An 18,773-nucleotide genomic window follows, 5' to 3' on the forward strand; every position below is an offset into this window, starting at 1 on the left:
GCCTTCGCCCTGGGCACGGCGGCGGGCGATCTCACCGCCGGCACCGGCCTCGGGCACCTGGGCCCGGCCGTCCTGTGCGCGGTCGCCATCTCGGTTCCGGCGCTCGTTCGTCGCGGCGGTGTCCTCGGCGCGGTGACCGCGTTCCGGGCGGCGTACGTCGTCACGCGCCCGCTCGGCGCCTCCCTCGCGGACCGGATGGCCGATCCGACCGGGCGGGGCGGGCTCGGCCGGGGCCTGCGTCCGGTCACGCTCTCCTGGGCCGTGGCGATCGTCGCGTGCGTGGCGTTCCCGGCGGGCTCGCGGCGGGAGGGCGACGGGCCGTCGTACGACCGTCGTCTCCACCGCTGGCGGGAAGGCCCCGTGGGACGGGTCCCACGGGGCCTTCCCGCCGTGCCGGGCGGTGGGGATCAGCGCGTGGCGCCCGGGCGGAAGCGCCGGTACAGGGCCGCGCCGCCGACCAGCGAGGCGGCGCCCGCGAAGGCGGCCGTGAGGGTGCCGTCCGCGCCGGTGTGGGCGAGGGTGCCCGTCGGCTGGTGCGCGGCCGCGGGCGGCTCCGGGGCCGTGCGCGCGGGCGGCACGTGCGGCTGCGGGTGGGCCGGGGGCGCGGTGTGCCTCGGCGGGGTGACCCGCGGCGGCGTCACCGGCCGCGTGCCGTGCGTGCTCGACGTGTTCTCGGAGTGGTTGCCGAAGACGGGGTTGAGGATCCCCACCACGTTGACACTGTCGCCGCTGATGTTCACCGGCAGATCGATCGGCAGCTGGATGCCGTTGCCGGACACCGCGCCCGGCGAGCCCTTCTCCGCCCCGGCGGCCGTGGCCCCGCCCCCGTTGGCGGAGCCGCCCCTGGTGGCGCCGCCGCCCGTGTTGGCGCAGCTGTTGCCCATCGCGGGGTTGAGGAGCCCCACCACGTTCACCGTGTCCCCGCACACGTTCACCGGAACGTGGACCGGGAGCTGGATCCCGTTGCCGGAGATCAGCCCCGGCGAGCCGACCGCGGCGCTGTCCGCCGTGGAGTCGGCGTACACCGGCCCCGCCACAGCGATCGCGCCCGAGGCGGCCGCGAGGGCGATCACACCGTTTCGGGTGACCCGTTTCATCGGTTCCCTGCCTTCCAGACTTGAACGCGGGCACTCGCCCGCACGAGGGTGAACGCCGGGAAAAACAAGTGAGTTATGGCTTGTCAATCATTCGGCCGGTATATGCCACGATCGCTGCCCCTCGCGGCACTCAACTATGGATGTCAGGTCGTAGGAAGAAGGCGTTCTAACGCCCTTTCACCCTCCACGGGACCCCCTTTCCCGATAGGATCGCCATGTGATCGAACTGGCGGAAATGATCAGGGAGTTGGGCCAGGAGCTGAACGCCGCCCTGAGCGAAGGTCCGTCCGGGGTCGTGCGGTTCGAGCTCGGGGCCGTCGAGATCGAGGCGGATGTCGTGGTGAGCCGCAAGGGCGGCGCGGGCGGCAAGGTGCGGTTCTGGGTGGTGGAGGCCGGTGCCGAGGGGCAGTCGGAGTCCTCGCGCACCCATCGGGTCCGCCTCGCCCTGCACCCGAAACTCGTCGCGCCGGACGGCACACAGGTGAAGGTGCTGATCTCGGGGGAGGAAGAAGAGGGCGAACGCTGACGACGAGCGCCGCGGCGGTACGGCCGTTCCGCTGTCCCGACACCCTGACGTGGCGGGACGCGTGGCCGTACGCTGGTCGGCACCGCCAGTGGGAGAGAACCGGCGGCAGGTGACGATCGGAGGTCACGGGGGTGGAAGGGCGGAACCCCGCGCGGGTTCGCAACGAATTGGTGGCCAAGGTCGTCGACGTGCTCCAGGAATCGGTCACCCTGCGGCACCCGACCAGTGCCGACCTGCTGGTGACCATGCTGGGCCAGGAACTGGGCGCGCCCGTCGAGCCGTTGCAGAACAGGACGCTGCGCCCGTATCTGCTCCAGCTCGTGGAGGTGTGCGCGCGGATCCCCGACGGGCTGCCCTGCCTGGTGCGCTGCCTCGGCTATGTGGAGGAGCAGTCCGTCACCGTGCTGGCGCTGCGCCGCCTGGTGGACGAGTGGGAGGCGGTCGACTTCTTCGACGGCGCCGATCTGCACCCGCTGCGCCCCGACCTGATGGAACTGCGCTCCGCCGCCGCGCTCGCGGCGATGGCGCGCCGGGCCAGCCGCTCCCGCACCCAGGAGCTGCCCGCCTGGTGCGACACCGGCTGGGCGGTGTTCTTACGCCTGGCCGGCGGCAACTCGGCAGCCCGGGAACTGCCCGTGAGCATGGCGTTCCTGTCGCTGGCCGCGGACCAACTGGTCGAGGACGGGCTGCGGGAGGCCGCCGAGCGGCTGCGCCGCTGGAACCGCGGGCAGGCCCGCACCTGGGGCTTCGAGGACCAGATGGCCGAGTGGCAGCACGAGAGCGTCACCGATCAGCCGGCCTCGCTCATGCCCGCTTATCTGATGATCCAGTTCGAGCCGGACGGCGTCGACCCCGACCGGTACTACCTGTCCCACTGGCGCCAGTCGGACGCGGAGAGCTGGCACCCCGTCCCGGGCGAGACCCTGCATCTGCACCGCGACGACCTGCCGGCCGAGGTGGACACGCTCATCGAGCAGACCGAGGAACGCTGGTCGGACCTGCGGCAACCCGTCGTACTCGAATTCATCCTCCCGTGGGAGCTGTTGGGGGAACCGGTCGAGTGGTGGCACAAGGAGGCGGACTCCGCCTCGCCCACTCCCCTGGTGATGGACTACACGGTCCTGATCCGCAGTTTCGAACGCCTGCGCAAGGCCGCGTGGCACCGGCCCTGGCACAACAAGTGGCGCCAGTTCAAGGAGCGTCCGGCGGAGACGCACTCGTACTGGAACCGCCCCGGCCACTCGCACTTCCATCTGGAGCGGGAGCTGAAGGAGGACGAGCAGGCCGTCTGCCTGGTCCTCAGCGAGCCGCCCGGCTCGGACTCCGCCACCAGCCGCCAGGAGTACCTGGCGGGGCTGCGCGCGGGGGTCCCGGCCATGCTCTGGCACCGCGGGGACTGCTCGGATCCCGCCTTCAAGGAGGCGGCGGCCGAGATCGTGCAGGACCGGGGGCTGGCCGGGCTGCTGGAACGGACCGGACGTTGGCGCAAGGAGGCACTGGCCATGGGGCCGGAGGGGTGGGACAACCATGTGGGGCGCCATCTGGCGATCCTGCTCGACGATCCGGAGCGCAAGCCCGAGCCGCCGGGGCCCGCGCACGTGCCGGTGAAGCCGTGAGGCGGCCGGCCCGCTCCGCGTGTCCACCGACCGTCCGCGCGTGGTGAGTGGGGGTGCCCGACATGCACCGGCGTGATTCCACCGGCCCGGGTCCGTTCGCTGTCCGCCGCCCTGCTTCCGCCATGCTGCGGCGTACACCGTCCGCGTGCTTCCGTGCGTCCTTGCTTCGGGGGTGCCCACGCTGCAAGGCTTGGTGCGTGGATGTCACGCATGCCTGGAGTCTGCGGGACTCCACCGCCCTCTCACCGTCACTACGACGCCTTGAGAGCCCCCATGCACGATGACGACGAACAGCGGCCGGCCAAGGCCGCGCGGGCCCGCCGGGAGGCCGCCCGTGTGCTGAGCCGGCTCGGCCAAGAGAGCGGGCCGTATCCCGTGGAGGCGGTGCTCGTCGTCGACGCGCATCCCACCATGCGGGTGTGGGACGGCGCCGTGCGGGGCGATCTGGTCGAGGAGCTGGAGCGGGCCGGGCGGTTCACCCGGGTGCGGGTGGTACGGCTGCTGGGCACCGACGAGACGGACCCGGCGCAGACGCGCGCCGAGGAGCCGCTGGGCGCGCCGGACCCGGGCACCCGCCGGGTGGTGCTGGTGCTGACCGACGGCATCGCCACCGGCTGGCGCCTGGGCACCGTGCATCCGCTGCTGCGCGCATGGGGGCGCGCGCAGCCGGTCGCCGTGGCCCATCTGCTCTCCCCGCACCTGTGGTTCCGCACCGGGCTCGACGTGTACCGGGTGCGGATCCGCTCGCCGCGCCCCTGGGCGGCCAACAGCGCCTGGAGCTGGGCCGAGCGCGAGGCTCCGGCCGCTTCGGGGGACGGCGGGGGACGGGACGCGGAGGCGGAGGCGGCGGCCCCCGTCGTCGTACCCGTGCTGGCGCTGTCCGAGCGGTGGGCGGCCGTGCTGCTGCGGCTGGTGTCCGGCGAACCCGAGTGGCTGGATCTGGCCGCCGTCCAGGCGCGGGAGTGGAAGAGCAGGCCCGACGCGGCGCGTGCCCTGCCCTGGGCGCAGGACGTGCCCGACCCGCACAGCCCGGTGCCCGCCGCCGAACGTGTCTCCGATTTCCGGGCCGCGGCCAGCCCCACGGCGTTCACGCTGGCGACCCGGCTGGCCGCCGCGCCGCTGAGCCTGCCCGTCATCCGGGCGCTCGTCGCCGCCACCCCGGACGCGGGCCCGGTGCATGTCTCCGAGCTGCTGATGAGCGGTCTGGTACGGCCCGTACCGGCGCGGGGCGAGGGCCCGACGGACGTGGTGTTCGACTTCGCGCCCGATGTCCGCGAGGAACTGCTGGCGCTGGGCCGCCGCAGCGCCACCGCGCGGGTGCTGTACGACGTCCGGGGGTTATTGGCCGGGGACGAGTCGACCCGTTCCCTGCTGCCCGCTCCGGACGAACCGCTGGACACGCTGGCGATGCCCGGCGTCGACAGCCGCAACATCGTCTTCCTCCGGGTGGAGCTGACCGCGCTGCGCGCCCTGTCGGGGCGGTACGACCAGCGCGCCGCGATGTTGGCCAGGGTGCTGAGCTGGCACGATCGGCGCTACGCGGTCAGCCTGGAGAAGTTCACCCTGGAAAAGACGCGCCGCACATCCACGGGATCCGCGCCGTCCGCCTCGGTCCCCGACGCGGACGGGCCCGCCGCCGGGCCGGAATCCCGGACCGTTTCCGAAGGAGCCTCATCGATGCCGACACCGCCTCAGGACACCGCGGAGGGAGAGCGCACCGCACAGCCGCGCGTCTGGGGGAACCTGCCGCCGCGCAACCCCAACTTCACCGGGCGCGACGAGCTGCTGGAGCTGCTCGACCAGCGGCTGCGGGAGGGCACCACCACGGTGCTGCCGGAGGCGATCCACGGCATGGGCGGCGTCGGCAAGACCCAGCTCGCGATCGAGTACGCCTACCGGCACCAGTCCGAGTACGACATCGTGTGGTGGATCCCCTCCGAGCGGCCCGGCCAGATCGGCCAGGCGCTGGTGGAACTGGCCCAGCGGCTGGGCCTGGTGACCACCACCGAGGCCAACATCGCGGGCCCGGCGGTGCGGGAGGCGCTGCGCGAGGGCCGGCCCTACTCGCGCTGGCTGCTCATCTTCGACAACGCCGACAACCCCGAACAGGTGCGCCACTACTTCCCGCAGGGCGGCCACGGCACCATCCTCGTCACCTCCCGCAACCGGCGCTGGGGGCAGGTGGGCGGCTCCCTCGAAGTGGACGTGTTCACCCGGGAGGAGAGCAAGGAGCTGCTGCGCCGTTCGGGGCCGCCGCTGCGCGAGGAGGAGGCCGACGCGCTGGCCGAGGCGCTCGGCGATCTGCCGCTGGCCCTCGAACAGGCCGCGGCCTGGCGGGCCGAGACGGGAATGCCGGCGTCCGAGTACCTGCGGCTGTTCGAGAACAAGCGCATGGAGCTGCTGGAGGTGGCCCCGCCGCCGGACTACCAACTCCCCGTCGCCGCCGCCTGGAACGTCTCCCTGGACCACCTGGAGACCCGCAGCCCCGCCGCCCTGCGCCTGCTCCAGCTGTGCTCCTATTTCGCGCCCGACCCGATCTCCCGCTCGATCTTCTCCGGCCTCGGCAACAGCAGCATCTTCCCCGAGCTGGACGCCGCGCTGAACGACCCGATGCGGCTCGCCCGCGCCATAAGGGAGGTCAACCGGTACTCGCTGGCGCGGATCGACCACCGTACGAACTCCATCGAGATGCACCGCCTGGTGCAGCTGGTCCTCAACAACCGCATGTCGCCCCAGGAGCAGGCGCGGATGCGGCACGGTGCGCATACGCTGCTGGCCGCCGCCGACCCCAAGGCGCCCATGGAACCGGCGAGTTGGCCCCGGTACGCGGAGTTGTACAGCCATGTGATCGCCGCGGGCGCGATCAAGTCGGACCAGCCCTGGGTACGGCAGCTGGTGCGCAACATCGCGGAGTACCTGTACTGGTGGGGCGACCACGAGGTGTCGCTCGACTTCTCCGAACAGGCGTGGAAGTCCTGGCTGGACATCTTCGGCGAGGAGGACCAGCAGACCCTGCTGATGGGGCAGTGGCTCTGCTTCATGTACTGGGTGGTGGGCCGGTTCGACGACGCGGCGCGGCTGGTCGGCCACCTCCGGGAGGTGTACGAGCGCACCGCCCCCTCCGACGCCGAGGACAACCGTGAGGACGCGCTGGACGCGATCCAGCTGGAGGCGGCGGTACGGCGCGTGGAGGGCAGGTTCGCCACCGGCGCCGAGCTGGACCGGATGGCGTACGAACGGGCGCACCGGGCCTTCGGCGAGGACGACCCGACGACGCTCAACGTCGCGCACAACCTCTGTGTGAGCCTGCGTCTGGTGGGTGACTTCAAGGGGGCGCTCGAACTCGACCTGCGCACGCTGAGCCTGAAGATGCGGCTGTACGGCCGCGAGGACCGGCGGACCCTGCACTCCGAGAACCACGTCGCGATCGACACCCGCGAGACCGGGGACTACATCGGGGCGCGCTCTCTCCAGGAGTCCGTGCTCAGTGCCTGCCAGGACGTGTTCGGCCGTGACAACCCCACCACGGTCGAGGCCAAGCGCCAGCTCAGTGAGGCGTACCGCAAGGCGGGCGACCACGCGCGGTCGCTGGAGCTGGCCACCGAGGCGCACGGCCAGTTCACCCGCCGCTACGGCGAGACCCATCCGCAGTCGCTGGCCTCGGCGCTGGCCCTGTCGATCGCGCTGCGGCAGAACGGCGATCTCCAGGCGGCGCGGACACGCGGTGTGAAGGCGTGCGAGGGATACCGGCAGATCTACGACCCGCACCACCCGCATGTCCTGTCCGCGGACATCGACCTCGCCGTCACCCTGCGCCTCCTCGGGCAGCCCGAGGAGGCGCGGCGGCTGGACGAGGCGGCGCTCGCCTCGCTCACCGACCGGCTCGGCGCGGCGCACCCCCTGTCCCTCGTCTGCGCCATCAACCTGGCCAGCGACCTGGCCGCCATGGGCCGGCACGAGGAGGCGCGGCGACGCGGTGAGGAGGCGCTGGCCCTGTGCCGGGTCTCCTTCGGCGAGGACCATCCGACCACGCTCGCCTGCGCCGCCAACCTGTCCCTGGACCTCCGCGCGACCGGCGCCCAGGCCGAGTGCGCGGCGCTGCGCGAGGACACGCTGATCCGCATGGAGCGCGTCCTGGACGCCCCGCGCCTCCAGTCGGACTCGGGGACGCGGCACCCGGCGACGGTGCAGTTCCGGGACCGCGGGCGGGCCAACTGCGACATCGATCCGCTGCCGCTGTGACGGGAGTCGGGGGCCGTGCCGTCCGGCCGGCCCCCGGCCAGTCGTATTCGGGGGCCGTGTGCCGCCCGATGTCAGACCGCCAGCCAGGCCGCGAGGCGTACCGGGTCCGCGCGGCGGCCGGTCCTCGCCGCCAACGCGTCCTGTACGGCGCGGGCCCGCTCCGGGTGGTGGCGAAGGAGGCCGGCGGCGGCCCGGTGGGCCGGGTCGGCCGCGAGGGCGCGGCCGAGGCCGGCCCAGGCGGACACCGGCGCCCCCTCGGCCGACAGCCGGTCGGCGAACGCCGCGCGGGCTTCGGCGTACGCACCGTGCAGCAGCCGTACCTCGGCCGGGTCGGCGCCGTCGACACCGCCGGGGCGCCGCCAGGCTCCGCCGGGGTCGCCGAGGTGGTGGCGGGCCAGGACCGCGGTGCCGTCCGAGAAGCGGACCCCCTCGTCAGGGACCAGAAGGGGTTCCGCCGCGAGGGCCGACGGCGGTTCTTCGGCGCCCCGCTGCCAGGCGCGGACCGCTTCCTCGACGGCCTTCGCCGGTGGGCGCAGATGGTGGGCGCGCCAGCGGGCGCGGTGGTCGGCCGCCGCCTCCTCGGCCAGGCGCAGCGGTGTCGCGGGCACCTCCTCCGTCATCCACGCGGCGCAGCGTTCGGTCAGGCGCTCGACCACGTACCGGCCGAGCGGGGTGAGCCGTTCGTGTCCGCCCACCGCGTTCAGCGCGGCCCACACCTGGCCGCGCCAGAGCGCGAACTCGAAGTGGGCGAGGGGCGCGTAGCCCGGGTCGGCGGAGTCGCGGTGGGCACGCCAGAAGCGGGTCACGCCGAAGAAGGCGTAGATGCCCTGGAGCAGTCCGCCGAGCGGGCGGGGGTCGTCGCGCCAGGGGGCGTAGAGCAGGGTCTCGGGCGTCTCGGGTGCAGCAGAAGGCTCGATCAGCGGCTCCAGGTGCATCAGCCCGCCGAGCTTGGTGTGCTGGAACTCGTGTACGAGGGTCGCGGCGAGCTGGGCGACGTCGTCCGGGCGGGACGCGGTGACACCGCCGAAGGCGTCACCTGCCGTGCTGCTATGCGGCCGAAACCTTTCTCTCACGGGGGTCGGCGCCACCGACAGCAGGCCCCGGCGCATCGCCTCGGCGCTCTCCGGATCGTCGCGGAGCAGCACTTCCCACGCCTCGGCGAGCGATGCCTCCCAGTAGGCCGCCTCCACCGGGGGCAGCAGGCTGGGCTCGCTCGGGTGAGGGAACGTGCGGTAGGGGTCCAGTTCCTCCAGCACCAGGGTCTTCGTCCGGTCCCCGGCCCCCAGCGTCGTCCGGCGCACCGGTATCCAGTCCGGCGCGCGCCGGTCCGGGTCGGCGGGAACCTCTACGGCACCGCCCGCACCGGTGACGCGCACCCGGCCGGTGCGCCCCGTGACCCGGGCGGTGCCCCATGGACCGGGGTCCGGCAGCACCGCACAGCCCAGGGTGGGCAGCGGCACCAAACCGCGGCGCACGGGAACGGTGATGCCGAAGTCCAGCCCGGCCCGGGCCGCGGCGGCGGCCGCGAGGGCGGCGAGATGCCCCATGACCACCCAGTGCGGCGCGTCCTCGTAGACCCGGCCCCTGATCCGGCGCACCGCGAGCGACACCCACATGCCGGTGTTCGGGGACATCAGCAGGTCCTCGCACACCTCGGGGGCGTGTCGCTGGGCGCGTTCCAGCAGCTCCCAGCCCTGCGCGAAGGCGTCCGTGCCGTCCGGGCCGGTGTCCTTCGGGGAGGCTCCGTTGCGCAGCGCCCGCAGCAGCAGAAGCCGGCGGCTGCGCTCGGCGCGCAGCAGTTCCGCCATGACCGCGCCGTCGCCCTCGCCGGATGCGAGTGCCCGGACGCCGGCCGCCGAGAGCCGGTGGTACGGCAGATGCTCCCCCGTCGTCGTGGCGTCAGCGGCCACGTGTCCCCCACTGCACCCTGCTGATCACCTCGTCGCTCAGTCGAAGCGGGACGGGCTGTACGACAGCGTGATGGCCTGCGGCCCGTCGATGTGGTGCAGCAGCTGCTCCAGGGACTCGGTGAACGTCGTGTCGTCCAGGGAGCGCAGTGCTTCGAGGGAGATTCCCGAGAGATCGACGAGACCGGACTCGACGGCAGGCATCGGATGCTCCAAGGCTGCCAAGTCCCCTCCGTTACCTACCAGTTGTGCACGATCAGTGCCTCGACCAGCATGACCCAGCACCGCACGCCCCGCAACCCTGCGGCCTTTCGGCGCCGCGAGATCGAGTCAGCCGCGGAACCGGGCGAGCCGGGCCGCCGCGCCGTCCAGCCGGTCCACTTCGGGTGAGGGCCCCTCCAGCAGCCGTACCGCCTCCAGGAGTTGGTCGAGCGTGCCCGGATAGCGCAGACAGGTGCGCACGATGCCGTAGACGTCCATCCGCAGCCGGGGATCACGGGGGCTGTTGGCCGCCACCCGGTCGCTGATGCTGTCCAGTACGAGTCCCATGCCGTTGCCGCCGCGCAGTAGCGGCAGGGCGGTCAACGCGTCGACCAGTTCCGCGAGTTCACGCAGGGGGAGATCGGGCGGCAGCCCCGCGAGACCGACGGCCGGGCGCCGCCCGTCGACGCCGTCGGCGAGGCCGAGGGCGGTGCGCGACGGCAGACCGGCCCGCCGCCGCAAGCACGCCGACTCGTCGGCGGTGAGCGACTCGTACCACCGCTCCACCCGCCCCGCCGCGAGCCTGCCCAGGCCGTCGGAGCGGTGGTGGGCGCTCACCACGCCGATCACCGCGCCGCCGCACCACACGGGCGCGCCCGACATGCCCTCCCAGGGGGAGCGGTGCGGCTCGGGGTCGGCGGGCGGGGCGGCGACGGCCAGTTCCAGGGTGCCCTCGCGGAGGTTGGACAGGACGGAGACGGTGCCGGTGACATGGCAGGAGTCCCTGTAGCGGCCGGGCGTGTCCCCGCCCTCGCGCAGTTTGAACCGAGGGAAGCCCATCGCGCTGAAGGGCAGCACCACGTCCGCGTCGGGTACGGCGGCATAGCGCGGCGGTTCGACGCCGGTACGGTCCGCCGGTACGTCCTCGATCTCCAGCAGTGCGACATCGGCGGGCCCGGCGGAGAGTACGACCCGTGCGGGGGCGCTCCACTCCCCCGGCCGGTCGGCGTCGAACCGTACCCGTACGGATGTCGTCCCCGCGACGACATGGGCGGCCGTCAGCACATGCCCGTCCCCGACCCGGTACCCGGACCCCCGCCGCCCCGGCGCGCCCGCCACCAGCACCTCGGCGACCCGTGCCGGGTCCAGCCCCGCTTCCCCCGGTCCCCTCACGTCCGTCCTCTACCCCTCGGGCCCCGGGGGTACGCGGCGCTCGGCGTCCGGTGACTCCTCGGGTGCCGGTTTTGGACCGGCGGGGGATCCGGTCTGCGTCAGCGCGGCGAGGAGCCGCAGTTTCTCGTCGCTGTCGCTGTCCTTGTCGGGGTAGTAGACGACGAGGATGACGTCGTCCACGGGGAGTTTGTCGCGGTGCAGGCGCAGTTCGCCGACGACGGGGTGGTGCACGGTGGTCGTGCCGCCGTCCAGGCTCCGGACGTCATGGCGGGCCCACAGGGTGCGGAACCGCCGGCTGGACAGGGCGAGTTCACCGACGAGTTCGACGAAGCGCGGGTCGTCGGTGTCGTCCCCGATGGTGGTGCGCAGCGCGGCGACGAAGTCGGCGGTGGCCTTCGCCCAGTCCTGGTGGAAGGCCTGCTCCTCGGGGTCGAGGAGGAGCGAGCGGAGCCGGTTGTGGCCGGGCGTCAGGCGTGGGGAGAGCGCGACGGCCATGGGGTTGGAGGCCAGGACGTCGAACGCGCGGCCCTCCACGAACGCGGGGATCTGGAGATGGGCGAGCAGTTCGCGCACCCGCGCCGGTACCCGCTCGGGGCGCTTGCGGCGCGGCGCCCTGGGGCGGGCGGCGGCGAGGCCGAGCAGGTACGTCCGCTCGATGTCGTCGAGGCGCAGGACGCGGGCGAGCGATTCGAGGACCTGCGGTGAGGGGTTCTTGTCGCGGCCGCGCTCCAGGCGCAGGTAGTAGTCGGGGCTGATTCCGGCGAGCAGGGCGACCTCCTCGCGGCGCAGCCCGGGCACCCGGCGGTTGCCGCCGGGCGGGAGCCCCGCCTGCGCCGGGGAGACCAGCTCGCGCCGGGCCCGCAGATAGGCGCCGAGCCGGTTGCCGGATTCCTCGTCTTTCATACCGCCACCGTAATGCGGGGCGCGGGTCGCAGCGGGGGCCCTGTCAGGACCAGGGAGAACGGGGGCCCTGCCACGGACGGCGGTCGCCGCCAAGACTGATGGAGCACGGATTTCGAGCAGTTCTAAGAAGCGTTGAGAAGCGTTGAGAAGAAAGGAAGATCTCATGGATCTCTCCCACCGCACCGTTCTCGTCGTCGGCGGCACCTCGGGCATCGGGCGCGAGCTGGCCCGGCGGTTCGCCGCGGCGGGCAGCACCGTGGCCGTCGGGGGCCGCAACCCCGAGGCGCTCGCGGAACTGGCCGCGGAGGGCTTCGGCACCTTCGAGGTCGATGTCACCGACGGTACGTCCGTCGCCGCCGCCCGTGACGCCGTGCTCGCCCGGTATCCGGAGCTGGACACGGTGGTGACGATGTCGGGCGTCATGCTCATGGAGGATCTGCGCGACCCGGCGCACTTCGCGGCGGCGCGGACCACGATCGACACGAACCTGCTCGGCACCATCCGGGTGATCGACGCCTTCACCCCGCATCTGGTGGGGCGGGGCGCCGGCACCTTCGTCACCGTCACCTCCGGCATCGCCTTCCTGCCCTTCCCGCCCATGCCCAGCTACGCCGCCTCGAAGGCAGCGGTGCACGCCTACTCCGAGGCGCTGCGGGCCCAGCTCGCCGGCACCGGTGTCGGCGTCGTGGAACTCGTCCCCCCGGCCGTCGCCACGGCGGGCCAGGAGAAGGTGAACCCGCACGCGCTGCCGCTGGACGCCTTCGCCACCGAGGTCATGGACCTGCTCTCGGCCGACCCCACCCCCGACGAGATCCTCGTGCGGGGCGTCCTGACGCACCGCTGGGCCGAACGCGACGGCACGTACGACGATCTCGTCGCCCAGCGCTCCCGGGCGCTGGCGATGCTGCCCGGACGCGACGGCTGACGACGGCCGGGGAGCATCGCCCTCCCCGGTGACAAGCCCCTGTCACGCCCCTCACGACACGGCGCGGGGGCCGTACTCGCGTCAACGGATGCCGACGGAGCCTTCCGGCGTATCTTCCCCGGCCACGGCCCCCTGACCCGACAGGCGAGGTCTACCCTGCTCACACGGCCGGCTGCCGGGGGGGGAAAGCCGGACTCCGCCTCCCCTGCGGCACGCGGTGCGCGACACCTTGCCAGGGAGGCGTTCGGACATGGCACTCCTGAACCCGCGCACGGACGACGCGCTCACCGGTACCGGTCCACGCGCTCGTACCCCCCGGAGCCGACGGCGGTTCGCCTCTCGCCCGGCCCGCTGACAGGCGAACCGGGGCGACCGTGGGACCCGCGCCCTCACCGCTCCTCCGCCGTCCTTCCCGACTCCCGTCGAAGGAGCCCTGGCCGTGACCGAAGAGCAGCCTCTCGTCCTCGACCCCGCCGGTTCCGACCACCACGCCGAGCACCGGGCGCTGTACGCCCGTGGCGCGGCCACGCCCGTGGACATCCTCGGGGTGACCGCGTGGTCCGTCTCCGATCCCGACCTCCTGAAGCAGCTCCTGACGTGCGCCTCCGTCTCCAAGGACGCGCGGGCGCACTGGCCGGCCTTCGCCGCCACGGTCCCCACCTGGCCACTCGCCCTCTGGGTGGCGGTCGACAACATGTTCACCGCCTACGGCACCGACCACCGACGGCTGCGCCGGCTGATCGCCCCGGCCTTCTCGGCCCGCCGCATCGCCGCCCTGACGCCCGTCGTGGAGGCCCTGGTCACCGGCATCCTCGACGACCTGGAAGCCCTCCCGGACGGCGAAGTCGTGGACCTGCGCGAGCGGTTGGCCTATCCGCTGCCGATCGCGGTCATCGGCCGGATGATGGGACTGTCCGCCGCCCGGTCGAACGGGCTCCGTACGGTGGTGGACCGGGTGTTCGCCACCACCCTGTCCGCCGAGGAGGCCGCGGCCAACACGGCCGCCCTCTACCGGCTGTTCGACGAGTTGATCGCGGCGAAGCGTGCCTCGCCCGGCGACGACATGACCTCGCTGCTGATCGCCACCCGTGACGAGGAGGGCGACGGCGGTTCCCTGTCGGACGCCGAACTGCGCGACACCCTGGTGCTGATGGTCAGCGCCGGGTACGAGACGACCGTCAACGTCATCGACCACGCCGTCACCTCCCTGCTGACCGACCCGGCGCAGCCGGCCCATGTCGGCAGCGGCCGGTGCGGCTGGGACGACGTGGTCGAGGAGACCCTGCGCCACGAGTCCGCCGTCAAGCACCTGCCCATGCGCTTCGCGCTCCGGGACATCCCGCTGCCCGACGGGAGGACGATCCGGGCGGGGGAGGCCATCCTCGCCTCCTACGCCGCCGCCAACCGCCACCCCGGCTGGTACGGCGCGGACGCCGACCGCTTCGACGCCACCCGGACCACGAAGGATCACCTGGCGTTCGGCCACGGCGTCCACTTCTGCCTCGGCGCCCCGCTCGCCCGCCTCGAAGTGGCCGCCGCCCTGCGGCAGTTCTTCGCCCGCTTCCCCGAGGCCCGGCTCGCGGTACCCGCCACGGAACTGCGTCCGCTGCCGACCTTGATCAGCAACGGCCACACGACCCTCCCGGTCCGCCTGCGGCCCGTGGCGCAGGCCGCCCCGGCCGCCCCCGGCGCCCCGTAGTGCCGGGGCGCCGGGGGCGGCCGTCCTGCCCGGGGCCGGGTCAGCGGGTGGTGTAGCCGCCGTTGAGGAAGATCGTCTGGCCGTTGGCCCACCATCCCTCGGTCAGCAGGTGGCGGACCCAGGGCACGATGTCGTCGATCTTGGTGAGCTCGCCGTTCATCGCGGAGGACTTGTGGTAGGCGACGGAGTCGTCGTCCTCGGCGGGGTAGAAGAACGAGGTGTCCATCGGGCCGGGGGCGATGTTGTTGACCGAGATGTTCCGGCCGAACAGTTCCTTCGACAGGGCGCGGGTGAAGTGCTCGACGGGGGCCTTGCTGCCCGCGTACACGGAGTACAGGCCGGTGTACGCGGCGAGCAGCGAGGTGACGATCGTGATGATCTTCCCGCCGTCGTCCATCCGGCGGGCCGCCTCGCGCATCACGAAGAAGGCGGCCTTGGAGTTGACCGCGAACATACGGTCGTACTCCTCCTCGGTGATCTCGGTGAGCGGTTTCTTCAGCACCATGCCGGCGGTGTTGATGCTGTAGTCGAGCTTGCCGAACCGGTCCAAGACCTCTTCGAAGACCCGCTCCACCTCGGCGACCTTCGTCAGGTCGGCCTGGACGGCGAACGCCTCACCCGGACCCTTGTTGATCTGCGCGACGACGTCCTCGGCCTTGGCGCGGGAGGATTCGCTGTTGTAGTGCACCGCGACCAGGGCGCCCTCGGCGCCGAGGGTCGTGCTGATCAGCCCGCCGAGATTGCGGGACGCGCCGCCGACGAAGGCGACCTTGCCGTTGAGTGTCTTGTCCGGGGTACTGGCCATGACAGCCCTCCTGCGGTGTTCCGAACGGGGACGGCACGGCCCGGCGGACGCCGGGGCCCTGCCATGCCCATGGACTCACCCGCACCAGGGTGCGCGCATCTCGAACGATCCCCGGAAACGACCGAGGGCCGGTACCGGAGAACCTCCGGAACCAGCCCTGATCTACGACTCTCACGAGTCGGGACGACAGGATTTGAACCTGCGACCCCTTGACCCCCAGTCAAGTGCGCTACCAAGCTGCGCCACGTCCCGTTGCCGTTTGACCTGCGGTTTCCCCGGTCGCAACGTGCAGGGAAACAATACCGCACTCGGCTCGGTGATCGCGCACGACGTCCGGGGTTGACCTCAAGCTTGGTCGAGGTTGCACGCTGTCGTTCATGACGATCACAGCGGACGACCACCGCACCCACGGGTACGCCGACCTGCCCCGCCTGATGAGCCTGATGACCGGGGACGAGAAGCACGGCCCGGCGGCCACCTCCACCCTCGACGTGCTGTGGGTGCTCTACGACCGGGTCCTGCGCGTCACGCCGGAGCGGATGGCGGACCCGGGCCGGGACCGGTTCCTGCTGAGCAAGGGACACGGCCCGATGGCGTACTACGCGGTGCTGGCCGCCAAGGGGTTCCTGCCGGTCGAGTGGCTGCCCGGGTTCGGCGGGTACGACTCCCCGCTCGGCCACCACCCGGACCGGGTTCTGGTGCCGGGGGCCGAGATCGGCAGCGGATCGCTCGGCCACGGGCTGCCCATCGGGGTGGGGGCCGCGCTGGGGCTGCGGGCCCAGGGGCTCGCCGATCCGGCGGTCTGGGTGCTGATCGGGGACGCCGAGCTGGACGAGGGCAGCAATCACGAGGCCATCGCCTTCGCGGGGCCCGCCGGTCTCGACCGGCTGCACACCGTCGTGGTGGACAACTCCTCCGCGAGCCACGCCCGGCCCGGCGGGATCGCCGCCCGGTTCGAGGCCGCGGGCTGGTCGGCGGCGACCGTCGACGGGCGGGACCACACGGCCCTGTACGAGGCGTTCACGGCGCCGCATCCGGGGCGCCCGCACGTGGTCGTGGCCAGGGTCGAGCCGAAGACCGCCTGAGAAACGCCCCCCCTCTTCCGAAAGACTTCCCTCACGCTCCGAAAGGGCGACATCTCCATGGACACCATGCGTGACCGTTTCGCTCCCGTCGTCTCCCGGCTCCTGGACGAGGACCCGCGGGTCGCGGTGGTCCTCGCCGAGATCGGCAAGGACGCCTTCCACGAGGCCGTCGCCCGGCATCCCGAGCGGGTGGTCAACGTCGGCATCCGCGAGCAGCTGCTGGTGGGGGCGGCGGCCGGGATGGCGCTGACCGGGCTGCGGCCCGTCGTGCACACGTTCGCGAGTTTTCTGGTGGAGCGGCCGTTCGAGCAGGTCAAGCTGGACTTCGGGCATCAGGGCACGGGAGCGGTACTGGTCAGCGCGGCCGCCTCCTACGACTGGCCGGCCGGCGGGTTCACCCATATGGCGCCGGGCGACGTGGCCCTGCTGGACACCCTGGACGGCTGGACCGTGCACGTGCCGGGCCACCCCGACGAGGCCGGGACCCTGCTGCGGCACGCGGTCGCGGCGGGCGACGACCGGGTGTACGTACGGCTGTCCGCGCAGTCCAACCGGCGGGCGCTGCCGGTCGACGGCGAGCGGTTCGTGACCGTACGGGAGGGACGGGCCGGCGTGGTGATCGCGGTGGGCCCGCTGCTGGACGCGGTGCTGGACGCGACGGAGGGCATGGACGTGACCGTGCTGTACGCGACGACCGTACGACCGTTCGACGCGGCCGGGCTGCGCCGGGCGGCCGGTACCGCGGGGACGGACGTGGTGACGGTCGAGCCGTATCTCGCGGGCACGTCGACCGCCGCGGTGAACGACGCCCTCGCGGACCTCCCGCACCGGGTCCTCGGCCTCGGGGTCGGCCGCCGGGAGCTGCGCCGCTACGGCACCGTCGAGGAGCACACCGCCGCGCACGGTCTGGACGCGCGGAGTCTGCGCGAGCGGATCGGGGGGTTCCTGGGCGCGCGCGCCGGGGTGTGAGCGGGGGCGGGCGGGACGCGGCGTCAGCTCGGCGCCGGGGGCGTGTCCGCCACGGGCCGCCCCACCGCCCCGTCGTCCGACTCCCCGCCCGGCAGGCCCGCCACCGTGGCATCGGACCTCTCCCCCGACCGGCCCACCGCCCCGGCGTCCGGCTCCGCTGCCCGTCGGCCGTCGTCGTCCCGGCCGCCCTGTGCGTCCCCCGCGCTGCCGGATCCACCCGTCTCCGTCCCGCCCATTGCGGCTCCCTCCCTGGCGACCGCGCGGGATCATGCCACGTCGCCTCCCCGGCCGCCGGGATTCTCACCGGGTGGGCGGGGTGCCCAACTCCGGGTGGGATTCGAGGAGTCGGGGCGGGGCGGCCTGGCGCCAGGAGTCGGCGAGGATGTCCCGGAGTTCGGCCTCGTCCTCCAGGGTCGCGAGCCGTGCCCTGATCCAGGCGAACTGCGCCTCGTGTCCGGCGATCCAGAACTTCTCCGGCTCGGCCAGCACCAGTTCGTCCCGCTCCTCCTTCGGGCAGCGCACGGCGAGGGACGTCTCGTCCTCGGGCAGGGTCGCGAACATCTTCCCGGCCACCCGGAAAGTGGGCATGTTCCAGGCCGTCTTCTCCGTGGTGTCGGGGAAGGACAGCGCGATACGGCGTACGGCTTCGGCATCCGGCATGCCACGCACCGTAGCGCCGGGCACTGACAATGCCCGGCGGTCAGCCCCCCGCCGCCCCGCCCAGCGCCGCCAGCACCGGCCTGATCAGCGGATGCCCCTCCGCGCCCCGGCGCACCGCGGCGAAGACCCGGCGGGTGGGGGCCACGCCGTCCACCGGGCGTACGACCACGTCGCTGAGGTCCATGCCGCGCAGGGCGGAACGGGGCACGAGGGCGACACCCGCGTCGGCGGAGGCGAGGGCGACGACGGCGCGGAAGTCGTCGGAGGAGTGTTCGAGGCGGGGCTGGAACCCCGCGCTCTCGCAGGCGAGTACGACGACGTCGTGGCAGGGGTTGCCGGGGTAGGGCCCGATCCAGGGGTCCTTGGCCAGCTCGGCGAGGGGTACCTCGGCCGAGTCGGCGAGCCGGTGGCCGAGGGGGACCACGGCGTCGAACGGCTCCGCGTACAGCGGGACATGGGTGAGCCGGGGGTCGTCGGCGGACGGTGCGCCCCGGTACTCGACGGCCACCGCCACATCCACCTGCCGGTCCAGGACCATCGGCAGGCTGGCGTCGCCCTCCGCGTCCTTCACGCGGATGCGTATGCCGGGCGCGGTGCCGGCGAGGCGGGCCACCGCGGGGGCCACGACCTGGGCGATGCCGGTCGCGAAGGCCGCCACGGTGACCGTGCCGGCCTCGCCCGAGCCGTACGCCGCGAGTTCCGCCTCGGCGCGCTCCAGCTGGGCGAGGACCATGTTGGTGTGGCCGAGCAGGATCTCGCCGGCCGGAGTGAGCCGTACCCCCTTGGCGCCCCGCTCGACCAGCCGGTGGCCGGTCTCCTGCTCCAGGGCGGTCAGCTGCTGGGAGACGGCGGACGGGGTGAGATAGAGGGCGGCGGCCGCCGCGGTGACCGTGCGGTGGTCGGCCACCGCACGGAGGATGTGGAGCCGCCGTGCCTCGATCATGCCCCCGATTATCCCAGGTGAT

The 18,773-nt window shown here is 73.1% G+C and carries 16 protein-coding genes, 1 tRNA gene and 1 pseudogene; 8 read left to right on the forward strand and 10 right to left on the reverse strand.

Translation table 11 applies throughout. From position 1 onward, the window contains the following. Positions 1-132 precede the first annotated feature (132 nt). Positions 133-288 (forward strand): annotated as a pseudogene (locus QHG49_RS34045) (hypothetical protein); the annotation flags it as partial. A gap of 119 nt (positions 289-407) precedes the next feature. Here the strand turns inward: QHG49_RS34045 and QHG49_RS05755 are convergent. Next, a complete protein-coding gene (locus QHG49_RS05755) occupies positions 408-1,097 on the reverse strand; it encodes a chaplin (RefSeq protein ID WP_186337973.1) in 690 nt (229 codons plus the stop codon). A 217-nt stretch (positions 1,098-1,314) separates the two neighbouring features. Between QHG49_RS05755 and QHG49_RS05760 the strand changes: the two genes are divergently transcribed. The 3 genes from QHG49_RS05760 to fxsT all read left to right on the forward strand — a co-directional run bounded on the left by QHG49_RS05760 (position 1,315) and on the right by fxsT (position 7,481). After that, entirely contained in the window at positions 1,315-1,623 is a 309-nt protein-coding gene (locus QHG49_RS05760) for a trypco2 family protein (protein ID WP_145491674.1), read from the forward strand. 170 nt (positions 1,624-1,793) lie between these two features. Then, complete coding sequence (locus tag QHG49_RS05765) at positions 1,794-3,239, forward strand: hypothetical protein (protein ID WP_301487553.1); 1,446 nt, start codon at positions 1,794-1,796, stop codon at positions 3,237-3,239. A gap of 273 nt (positions 3,240-3,512) precedes the next feature. Continuing rightward, positions 3,513-7,481 (forward strand): FxSxx-COOH system tetratricopeptide repeat protein, encoded by a 3,969-nt coding sequence (fxsT, locus tag QHG49_RS05770; RefSeq protein ID WP_301487555.1) that lies wholly within the window; start codon positions 3,513-3,515, stop codon positions 7,479-7,481. Between the two features lie 71 nt (positions 7,482-7,552). Here the strand turns inward: fxsT and QHG49_RS05775 are convergent, their stop codons facing one another. From QHG49_RS05775 to QHG49_RS05790, 4 genes are all read right to left on the reverse strand, one after another. Continuing rightward, positions 7,553-9,391: an HEXXH motif domain-containing protein gene (locus tag QHG49_RS05775; protein ID WP_301487557.1), complete on the reverse strand. Its 1,839-nt coding sequence runs from the start codon at positions 9,389-9,391 to the stop codon at positions 7,553-7,555. 36 nt (positions 9,392-9,427) lie between these two features. Next, positions 9,428-9,592: a hypothetical protein gene (locus QHG49_RS05780; protein WP_159706592.1), complete on the reverse strand. Its 165-nt coding sequence runs from the start codon at positions 9,590-9,592 to the stop codon at positions 9,428-9,430. A gap of 126 nt (positions 9,593-9,718) precedes the next feature. Continuing rightward, on the reverse strand, positions 9,719-10,762 hold the full coding sequence (locus QHG49_RS05785) for a trypsin-like peptidase domain-containing protein (protein ID WP_301487559.1): 1,044 nt from the start codon (positions 10,760-10,762) through the stop codon (positions 9,719-9,721). Between the two features lie 9 nt (positions 10,763-10,771). After that, complete coding sequence (locus QHG49_RS05790; protein WP_301487561.1) at positions 10,772-11,665, reverse strand: helix-turn-helix transcriptional regulator; 894 nt, start codon at positions 11,663-11,665, stop codon at positions 10,772-10,774. 163 nt (positions 11,666-11,828) lie between these two features. On the opposite strand from QHG49_RS05790, the gene QHG49_RS05795 reads away from it, so the two are divergent. After that, positions 11,829-12,590 carry an SDR family oxidoreductase gene (locus QHG49_RS05795; protein WP_301487563.1) on the forward strand — a complete coding sequence of 254 codons (762 nt, stop codon included), beginning with the start codon at positions 11,829-11,831 and terminating at the stop codon, positions 12,588-12,590. Between the two features lie 439 nt (positions 12,591-13,029). Then, positions 13,030-14,289, forward strand: coding sequence for a cytochrome P450 (locus QHG49_RS05800; RefSeq protein WP_301487565.1), 1,260 nt, complete (start codon positions 13,030-13,032; stop codon positions 14,287-14,289). 40 nt (positions 14,290-14,329) lie between these two features. On the opposite strand, the gene QHG49_RS05805 is transcribed toward QHG49_RS05800, so the two are convergent. Together QHG49_RS05805 and QHG49_RS05810 are read right to left on the reverse strand one after the other, a co-directional pair. Further along, positions 14,330-15,094: an SDR family oxidoreductase gene (locus QHG49_RS05805; RefSeq protein ID WP_145491651.1), complete on the reverse strand. Its 765-nt coding sequence runs from the start codon at positions 15,092-15,094 to the stop codon at positions 14,330-14,332. A gap of 178 nt (positions 15,095-15,272) precedes the next feature. Continuing rightward, positions 15,273-15,346: transfer RNA gene (locus QHG49_RS05810), tRNA-Pro, on the reverse strand. Between the two features lie 125 nt (positions 15,347-15,471). On the opposite strand from QHG49_RS05810, the gene QHG49_RS05815 reads away from it, so the two are divergent. Continuing rightward, positions 15,472-16,179 (forward strand): transketolase, encoded by a 708-nt coding sequence (locus tag QHG49_RS05815; RefSeq protein WP_159706584.1) that lies wholly within the window; start codon positions 15,472-15,474, stop codon positions 16,177-16,179. 57 nt (positions 16,180-16,236) lie between these two features. Then, positions 16,237-17,148 (forward strand): transketolase family protein, encoded by a 912-nt coding sequence (locus QHG49_RS05820; RefSeq protein ID WP_159706582.1) that lies wholly within the window; start codon positions 16,237-16,239, stop codon positions 17,146-17,148. A gap of 23 nt (positions 17,149-17,171) precedes the next feature. Here the strand turns inward: QHG49_RS05820 and QHG49_RS05825 are convergent, their stop codons facing one another. From QHG49_RS05825 to QHG49_RS05835, 3 genes are all read right to left on the reverse strand, one after another. Next, positions 17,172-17,384: a hypothetical protein gene (locus tag QHG49_RS05825; RefSeq protein WP_159706580.1), complete on the reverse strand. Its 213-nt coding sequence runs from the start codon at positions 17,382-17,384 to the stop codon at positions 17,172-17,174. 64 nt (positions 17,385-17,448) lie between these two features. Then, entirely contained in the window at positions 17,449-17,808 is a 360-nt protein-coding gene (locus QHG49_RS05830) for an MmcQ/YjbR family DNA-binding protein (RefSeq protein ID WP_167532461.1), read from the reverse strand. Positions 17,809-17,848: 40 nt separating this feature from the next. Then, positions 17,849-18,751, reverse strand: coding sequence for a LysR family transcriptional regulator (locus tag QHG49_RS05835; protein ID WP_159706576.1), 903 nt, complete (start codon positions 18,749-18,751; stop codon positions 17,849-17,851). Positions 18,752-18,773 lie beyond the last annotated feature (22 nt).

Source organism: Streptomyces sp. WP-1, assembly GCF_030450125.1.
GTDB lineage: Bacteria > Actinomycetota > Actinomycetes > Streptomycetales > Streptomycetaceae > Streptomyces > Streptomyces incarnatus.